The following is a 7964-nucleotide window of genomic DNA, read 5'->3' as shown; positions in this document are numbered from 1 at the left end:
TTTATAGCACGATGTTTAGAAATTTCAATGCTAGGTGTCACTGATTCATCTGAACAATAAATTTAAAGTTGTCAAAGAACATTCGGGTGGGTTTTTGAACCCTAACCCTATAATTATCTTACAAGGAGGATAAAAGTTGGAAGAAAAAATATTGGAATTAGCATCTTCTCATGGAATATGGACTGTACTTACTGTAGCTTTAATTTTTTATATCTTAAAAAATCAAGAAAAAAGAGATCTGCGTCAAGAAGAAAGAGAAGGAAAGTATCAACAAATCATATCTAATTTAACAGATAAATTAAACCTGGTAGAAGATGTAAAAAAGAATGTTGAGGAAATAAAAAACTATATATTAAAAAAAGGTGCTTAAAACAAGCAATTGGCCAATATGCACCAAACCCAAAAACTAGGCAAAATTAAGCAAGTTTTTAGAAATTTTCCATAGCAGCAAAAGAATTGTCTCCCATGGAAAATTCCCCAACCAAAAATAAGAGAAGACTCTTTCGCGTCTTCTTTTACTATTCTTTGATATCTTGAATCACGGCATCAATAATTTCCGCCAAATATTTTGTCGTGCGGGCAGCCTCATCAATATGGTTGGAAATATTCCCTATTTCAATGAGGGCATAATAGTCAGAATTATATTGATTAAATTTGGCATAGTCTTTTATTAATATTTTTTTTGCCAATCCCGGATATAATTCATCACTTTTGGCATTGATATAATCTGCAAATATTTTTAATTGCTCAAAATTCTCGTTTTTCCCTCCAAGAATAAGCTGAAATTTTGCTACTTTTTCTCCATTGATTGTAATCGTATTGTTTGCCTGCTCTTGACTGATGACAGCATCCCTATGGATATCAAATACGATCTTTAAAGTAGGTTCTTTTTTAAGATTGGCTTTTAATGTTTCAAGGGATCTTACATAGGATTTTTCATATGAGGGATAATCATGTACCGTATCATCATGGACAACCTTATATCCTTTTTTCGTTAAATGGGTTGTCAATTCATCTCCTACCCGTCTTACGGTAAATTTTCTATTCAATGAATGAAAATTTCCTACTTCCTCCGGCAAATAGGATTCGGTGGCATGGGTATGATAGATAAAGATGACCGGCTTCCTCAAATCCAATTTCACTTTATTCGGCATCCTGACAGCAGAGCTGACAATCTGAATACGCTCTGCTGCAGGATCAACCGCAGCACCACTTTCAGCAGGCTGTACATTTTCTGTATTTTTAGGGATTTCTGAATGCAATTGATCATCTTCCAATGCATTGTCTGTAGATATGCCGGAAGAGTCTTTCCCACCCTCTCCTTGGCTTGGTTGCTGTACTTCTGGAATTTCAATCTTCTCTCCCAGATCATCGAGATTCAATTGGACAGCATCTTCTTGGAATTGAAGGGCCAAGTCCTTCTCTGCACTTTTAAACGCAGGTATCTGGGCACCAAGCAGTGTTTTGGGATCTCTATAGTCAAAATTGATAAGTCTGTTCAAGACAAGTTTGAATATTCCTGAATAATGATTAGGGCGATATTCTGTCTTATACATTACATCCATCAGCGGTATTGCCTTATTCATAACCAATACAAATATATTTTCACGGATCCCTTGATCCTGATGGATCTGATCCATATTTTTCCCTACTTCCATTCCATTGGCTTTCACAACGGCTCCCTCTCGAATATCTGCCAATAAAACAGAAAAAAATAATACGAACATCATTACGGTAATAAGCACGGAGACAAACTGAAAGCATTTTCTGATTTCAATTACCTTGATATTGATCAAGATACGCACCTCTCTTCTGTTTTTTCCTGTTGTTCAACTATACTATAAAAATATATGAGGCGTATCTTGCATATATGATAATAAGTTCTTCATGTTTTTCAGCTTCACCCATGCCTCCTTTCAGTTTCCCAAAATCGCATAGAATCCCATAACCTTTACAAAAAGGCTATGGGATTTCCCGTTGGTCTTTTTATTATAGTTAATGCAAATACCGATTTACGTCTTTTAGATCGATGCCCGGATGAAGAGAAATATTTAATGCACTGGCAATAATCTGGGAGAGATTTGTAATCATGATATCGATATCTTTTGTCGTTACAAAAACATTGGCCCCGTAGGGATCTAAAACTTCCCGAATCAGACTGTATTTATCTTCTTCTGACATTTCTTGGAGTATTTGAAAGAACTGGGAGCCTTTTGAGGCTTGGGTCTTCAGATTCTCTACCACAAGCTTTATTGTATCATTTGTCAGGGTGGCAGCATCTACAACCGTAGGCACTCCGATTGCCAGGACAGGGACCCCCATGGTCTTTTCACTAAACTCCTTTCTCATATTTCCTACTCCGGAACCTGGATTGATACCCGTGGTGGATATCTGTATCGTCGTATGGACCCTTTCCATTCTCCTAGAAGCCAATGCATCAATGGCAATGACTAAGTCCGGCTTCGTCTTTTCTACGATTCCTCGAATAATTTCTACCGTTTCAATCCCTGTAGTACCCATGACTCCCGGTGAAATGGCACTGACAGAAGTCATGGTAGGATCATCCTTTTTCCCGTAGGCTTCAAAGAAATGTCTGGTCACCAAAACCTTTGAGACAACTTGAGGACCTAGGGCATCGGGTGTCACATTCCAATTGCCTAAGCCAACGATTAACGTTTTCAGATTCTTTTTCTTGGGTATCAACTGTACCAATTCTTTCGCCAGCAACTGGCTTACCTGATCTTTCAAATCGGCATCGGCCTTTTTTAAACCGGGTGCCTCCACAGTAATATAGCTTCCCTCAGGTTTTCCCATGATTTCACTACCTTGCCTATTAAAAACCTTCACCCTGGTCACCGTTGCAAAATCCTCTTTTTTTTGTTCTACCTCAACGCCGGGAATTTCCTGGTTCGAATTTTCTTGGTAAAGCTCCCTTGCTTCCAATGCCAAGTCTGTCCTGATTGAGAACATACAAACACCTCCTGTTTCTGCTATCTCTACAGTTATAGTGTTTACCTTGAGAATTGTTTTATGTGTAAGATATAATATAGATTTACAACTTCAAAATTAAATTTACTTTAAAAAGTTATATTTTTTGAATAGCAGTTCGTCACCAGTTATCAGTTACCAGTTGCCAGCTACCAGTACTGGTGACTGATGACTGGCAGCTACAATAAGAATGTATTGAGGGCAACAGATAATATTAAGCTTCAGAATTCCATAAGTACATTTATTTTGTAGAGAGCCATGTATAATTTAAAAATATTCTGGGTATAAAAGAACTAGTACTTTTTTCCTTGCATTTTGATAGCAATCGTGATAAAATATCTTTTGTTGAACTGGGTATAAGGGGGTGAACAGGTTGGCTAATATTAAATCCGCTAAGAAGAGAATCAAAGTAATCGAGAAAAAAACAGCTAGAAACAGAAGAATCAAATCTATCGTAAAAACTGCCATCAGAAGATTTGAGGAGGCTCTAGTTGCCGGTAACTTTGAAGAAGCAAAAAATAAGTTCCGCTATGCAGAAAAGAAAATTGCTCAAGCTGCTGCAAAGGGTACTTTCCACAAGAATACTGCTTCCAGAAAAGTTGCCAGATTGGCTAAGAGACTAAACGATGCTATAAAGCAAGCTATGTAATTTGAAAGAATAACAACCGTCATTTATTCCCCATGAATATAAAAAGCGTACAAGGTACGCTTTTCCGCTTTTTTGTTTTTTTAGGACTGGATGGGATATTTTCAGGGGAAACTAAATAGGCCTATGGTCTTTAGAGTGCCCTAAAGTAATAAGAGGGTCTTCTGTTGTAGATTCATATACACCTTGTACTGACTTCGATGTTGTATCAAAGTGGAGCTGTTTGATAGGTGCATCATGAGCTTTCGCCATATTTAAACAAACGGAACTGACCAGCTTAAAGGGTTCAGCGTCAGCAAGTTTACCCAGTGAACAACCATAAGCATCATCGTTAAACTGTCCAGCATCTAATCCATCGATATGGAAGGGTAGGTTAAGATCTTGGTTTTCCCAGAAGGATTTTAGCCTATATAAAGGCTGTCTATCTGAAAGAATATTTATAATCATGGACTCAATCAATAGTCCTGGTGAAATCTTTGATTTCGCAGGGGAATGCTGCACATGTTGTTTTACAGCCTCTTGAACCCCTGCAATACGACAAAGCTTTGCAATGATTGGTGCTGCTCCTAGGTTGTAGAGCGTCATTTGTGGTAACATAGAATACCTCCGAAGATGAATTTTTTATCTGCTAAGATAGTATTCTACAAAAAATTAGAAATCCCTTTTTGGTTTTTATTATTACTTTTGTAAATTATTCTCATGCAAAATCGGGGTTATACCCTAATCTCTGCTGTAAAAAAAGCAAATCAGATGCCTTTTACCCCAAAAGCACCTGATATGCGAAAATATAGTCCTTTCAAAATATGTACCAAAATCGCCTGTAATTTTATATAGGCTTTTATAGGTTTGTAAAAATATTTGATCTTTTGTCTACTTCAAATCTTTTACAGTTTCTGTACTGATTGTCGGTCCAATGCTCCATGGTTCAGGTCCATGTCCGGCAAATACAGTCGATACTCCCATGTTTAGTAAGATAATTACTAGGATTAGTATGAACAATTTTTTACACTTCATCATATCCCTCCTTATATTTTTCAGCATGACGTATTTAGCTTTTCTAATCCTCTTTCAAGAAATTTCGCAGCCTTTTCTACGTCATGACTTAAATAATAACGGCTTGCTTCCATATAAATGCCAAGAACTTCTGCGGATACTCCTATTTCTACATTTTCGTAAAGTTCATTTATCAAATTATCTATAGCCTTGTAATTTTGCGTGTAAATATAATTTTTAAATAATAATTTGTAAGCCTCTGCCTGTATCCTTCGATCAAATCTTCTCCTGACTGCCGCCAAGGCTTTTAATAAATATTCTTCTGCCTGACTATAATTTCCAATAAATTGGTATGACTCTCCTAGAACTAACAAAGTATCACCTAAAAGTTTGCTATCGATCTTTTCCCTAATTTCTAAAGCTTTGAGACCATATTCAATAGCCTTTGGTTCTTGACCTCTCTTTTTATAAATTTCACAGAAATTATAGTATGTAATCGCCATCATTTCCAAATAATTATTTTCTTGTGCAATTTTTAAAATATCACTATAGATTTTTTCTGCTTGGTTTAATTCATTTCTATCCAGAAAGTAATTGCCTTTTATAAGTAGTATATCCATATATTGCTCCCTACTGAAATCGTCATATGTTTTTGTCAACTTATCCAAAAATTCTAAACAATGATCATGCAATTGCAAATACCAGTATGCCAAAGCATTATTAAATAAAATCCTTTTCATAATTTCCGGTGCTTCCATATGATGGCTTTCAAGGATGAGCATGCTATAGTTGTTAAAATTGATAGTTTCTTGATAATTTTTTAGTTTTATAGAAACTCTCCCCAATAAAGAATAAATCCATGCTGTCTTTCGATGGTGATTAATCCGTATGTAGTCTTCTAACGCTTTGATGTAGTGGATATAGCTTTCATGGTACTTTTGTTTTTGGTAGTAAAAATCACCTACCACTTCATAAATAGCAGCCCTTCTTTCGGGAAGGTTCCATTCTGCTAAAATCTCCTCTGCCCTCTGGAAAACCTCTATAAACCGTTTCTCATTGGTTTCAGAATATTTCTCCAACTCGTTTCGAAGCTTTTCTAAGATTCGGTTTGCCTGTTCCATCTCGGTTTCCATCAGGTAGTCTACGCTGATATGGATGGGATTCTTCTGTGCCTCCGATAATCGGATCATATTTTCTGCGATAACTTCTGCCGTACTTCTCGTCAGTCTTGTTTTTCCGTTCTCAATATAACTGATCAAGTTTCTCGTAATTTTATCTCCTGCAAGATCTTCCTGCTTTGCTCCCAAAAATGCCCAATCCTTCTAATTTTCTCACCAGGAGGCAAAATTACATCCTCCATAAAATACATGTCCTTTCCCACCTGCTTTCATTTCCATTTATTTTCTGAATTCTTAAAAAGATCATATCATAAAAAACAATAACAGTAAATATGTTTTATCTATTATGCAATTATTTTTTTGTTATATTTTAAATCTTATTTACTATTGAGGAACATTCTATCGAAGTCCTCTTGTCTTCTTTGTCCTTATAAAGTCTATTGGTGAAAATGACTCTTTTCCTACTATCCTTAATCTCCATCTTTATATAATACATTTTTGCAATGCGCTTGTAAGTAAATTATTCTCATGCGAAATCGGGGTGGAATGATCAACAAGGGTAAAAACAGCTTGTAATTTTATTCATGGTTGCATTTCTATCATTTGATCTAAACGAAATAATGTTGTTTGCCGATACATAGTTCGTAGTTTATTCCTTTCTGTGGATTATTGGTATGAATTATTTATCGGATTGGGGTAAACTATTTTTTTTATGTCTTTTTCTAATCCTTTGTTTTCAAGGCTTAGAAATTATGAAATTTGCTTTAATAAATAACGGAGCCGAAATATTCAAAGGTCAGCCAATATCCTTATATACCGACTGACCTTTCAACTTTTTCATTTATAACCAGCAATTTGCAATATCTTATTTGGTCTAGAAAATTATTTTATAGGCTCCAGCGGCGTGCCTTTTTCTTTTTTTACCTCTTTTCGTATCCATTGCTTATTTTCCAAAATACTTTTTTTAAGTACATTCGTTCCATCAGCTTCTTTATACATGAATATTACTTCGGTTCCATCTTTCTTTACATATATTAAAGGCAAAATTGAACCGAGGGGAAGTTCTTTTAAGTACGGTGAAATTACATCATCTGCAATAGTAAATGCCTGTTCAGGTTCAAAATATTCTTTCAATATATCTAAACACCCAGGGCCAGTTTGTATATAATTCTCTGTATCAATGCTATAACTCGATTCAAGCTCTTCCCAAACTTTATTGACCCTTATCTTGGCTTTTTCAGCCTTATCATTTTCCAACTGAATTAATCCTGTCGAATTTCTAATATCCTTTATATAATTATCACGAATTTTTGTAGCATACGAAAACCCTATACTTACTGCGAATATGATGATTAGCAAAATGCCAATTGTTTTTTTCTTCATTTTTATTCCTCCCTACCTAAATAATTTCGTATTATTTCCAAGTTTTCCAAGCAGTTGAACTGGTATTATCGTTCCCAGTCCAATCATATGCGAAATGTTCTGCTACAATTATATAACCGCTTGGTGACATAACTTTAACATCTACGTAACTTGAATCTAATGCTGATCTTGATAAGGAAGATAGATATTCATAATTTCTGTCATATATATATTGATCAACTCTGACTTTGTCTACTATTTCATCTTCAAGAATAGCTGTATAAGACCATGCTTCATCTCCAAACCATGCACTTTTTCCATACATATCATAAAAAAAGGAAAAAGCATTAGAGACAATTGTAAACAATGATATACAAAGCAATGTTGTAATTATTATTGACTTTTTTTGTTTTTCTTCATTTTACTTCATCCCCCTGTTTTTGTTTATAGATATTAATAATGTAAAAAATTTTACTTTTTATTTGATATTTAAAGCTAGGCAAAACTAGGCAAAACAAGGTTATAGATTATTTTTTATTGACAATCTTATTTTCATCATTTGCGACTCATACCAATTCATTTGGAGATCTTATCTTTTGCATAATATTTTCCTCCTTTCCTTGGTTTTACTTACATAATTGTTTAATATTTATTATAGTTTTTGATTTTAGGCAATTGCAAAAAAATTAATTTTTCTAATATTTAATATATAAATTTACGCTTCTAAAACTTAACCTATTTGTAATAGTTTCGTGCAAATACAAGTTGTTTAACTTTAGTAGTGTTTTCTCTAATATAAGTTTGAAATTCTTTGACTTTGTTTGATATTTCCTCAATGATTGTAAATGCTGAAGCTG

The 7964-nt window shown here is 34.7% G+C and carries 9 protein-coding genes; 2 read left to right on the top strand and 7 right to left on the bottom strand.

Annotated elements, in window-relative coordinates; all coding sequences use genetic code 11:
- The first annotated feature begins 136 nt into the window (after nucleotides 1-136).
- On the top strand, nucleotides 137-370 hold the full coding sequence (locus AN619_RS15310; RefSeq protein ID WP_068558121.1) for a BhlA/UviB family holin-like peptide: 234 nt from the start codon (nucleotides 137-139) through the stop codon (nucleotides 368-370).
- A gap of 148 nt (nucleotides 371-518) precedes the next feature.
- Here the strand turns inward: AN619_RS15310 and spoIIP are convergent, their stop codons facing one another.
- A complete protein-coding gene (gene spoIIP, locus AN619_RS15305; protein ID WP_068558120.1) occupies nucleotides 519-1796 on the bottom strand; it encodes a stage II sporulation protein P in 1278 nt (425 codons plus the stop codon).
- A gap of 199 nt (nucleotides 1797-1995) precedes the next feature.
- Nucleotides 1996-2970 carry a GPR endopeptidase gene (gpr, locus tag AN619_RS15300; RefSeq protein ID WP_068558119.1) on the bottom strand — a complete coding sequence of 325 codons (975 nt, stop codon included), beginning with the start codon at nucleotides 2968-2970 and terminating at the stop codon, nucleotides 1996-1998.
- A gap of 391 nt (nucleotides 2971-3361) precedes the next feature.
- Here gpr and rpsT point away from each other — a divergent pair, with 391 nt between their 5' ends.
- Nucleotides 3362-3637 carry a 30S ribosomal protein S20 gene (gene rpsT / locus AN619_RS15295; protein ID WP_068558118.1) on the top strand — a complete coding sequence of 92 codons (276 nt, stop codon included), beginning with the start codon at nucleotides 3362-3364 and terminating at the stop codon, nucleotides 3635-3637.
- Between the two features lie 111 nt (nucleotides 3638-3748).
- Here rpsT and AN619_RS15290 read toward each other — a convergent pair whose 3' ends face one another.
- The 5 genes from AN619_RS15290 to AN619_RS16080 form a co-directional block, all read right to left on the bottom strand.
- On the bottom strand, nucleotides 3749-4231 hold the full coding sequence (locus AN619_RS15290; protein ID WP_068558117.1) for a DUF4277 domain-containing protein: 483 nt from the start codon (nucleotides 4229-4231) through the stop codon (nucleotides 3749-3751).
- Between the two features lie 273 nt (nucleotides 4232-4504).
- Nucleotides 4505-4648 carry a hypothetical protein gene (locus AN619_RS16085; protein WP_157065044.1) on the bottom strand — a complete coding sequence of 48 codons (144 nt, stop codon included), beginning with the start codon at nucleotides 4646-4648 and terminating at the stop codon, nucleotides 4505-4507.
- A gap of 20 nt (nucleotides 4649-4668) precedes the next feature.
- The gene (locus AN619_RS15285; RefSeq protein ID WP_157065043.1) at nucleotides 4669-5934 is read right to left on the bottom strand and encodes a tetratricopeptide repeat protein; all 1266 of its coding nucleotides are present in this window, start codon (nucleotides 5932-5934) and stop codon (nucleotides 4669-4671) included.
- A 693-nt stretch (nucleotides 5935-6627) separates the two neighbouring features.
- Nucleotides 6628-7128, bottom strand: a complete 501-nt coding sequence (locus tag AN619_RS15280) for a hypothetical protein (RefSeq protein WP_068558115.1) — start codon at nucleotides 7126-7128, stop codon at nucleotides 6628-6630.
- A 31-nt stretch (nucleotides 7129-7159) separates the two neighbouring features.
- Complete coding sequence (locus AN619_RS16080; protein ID WP_157065042.1) at nucleotides 7160-7474, bottom strand: hypothetical protein; 315 nt, start codon at nucleotides 7472-7474, stop codon at nucleotides 7160-7162.
- Nucleotides 7475-7964: the final 490 nt, after the last annotated feature.

Origin of the sequence: Thermotalea metallivorans (assembly GCF_001562415.1) — a bacterium.
Taxonomy (GTDB): domain Bacteria; phylum Bacillota; class Clostridia; order Peptostreptococcales; family Thermotaleaceae; genus Thermotalea; species Thermotalea metallivorans.
This window is presented reverse-complemented; position numbering and strand designations above follow the sequence as displayed.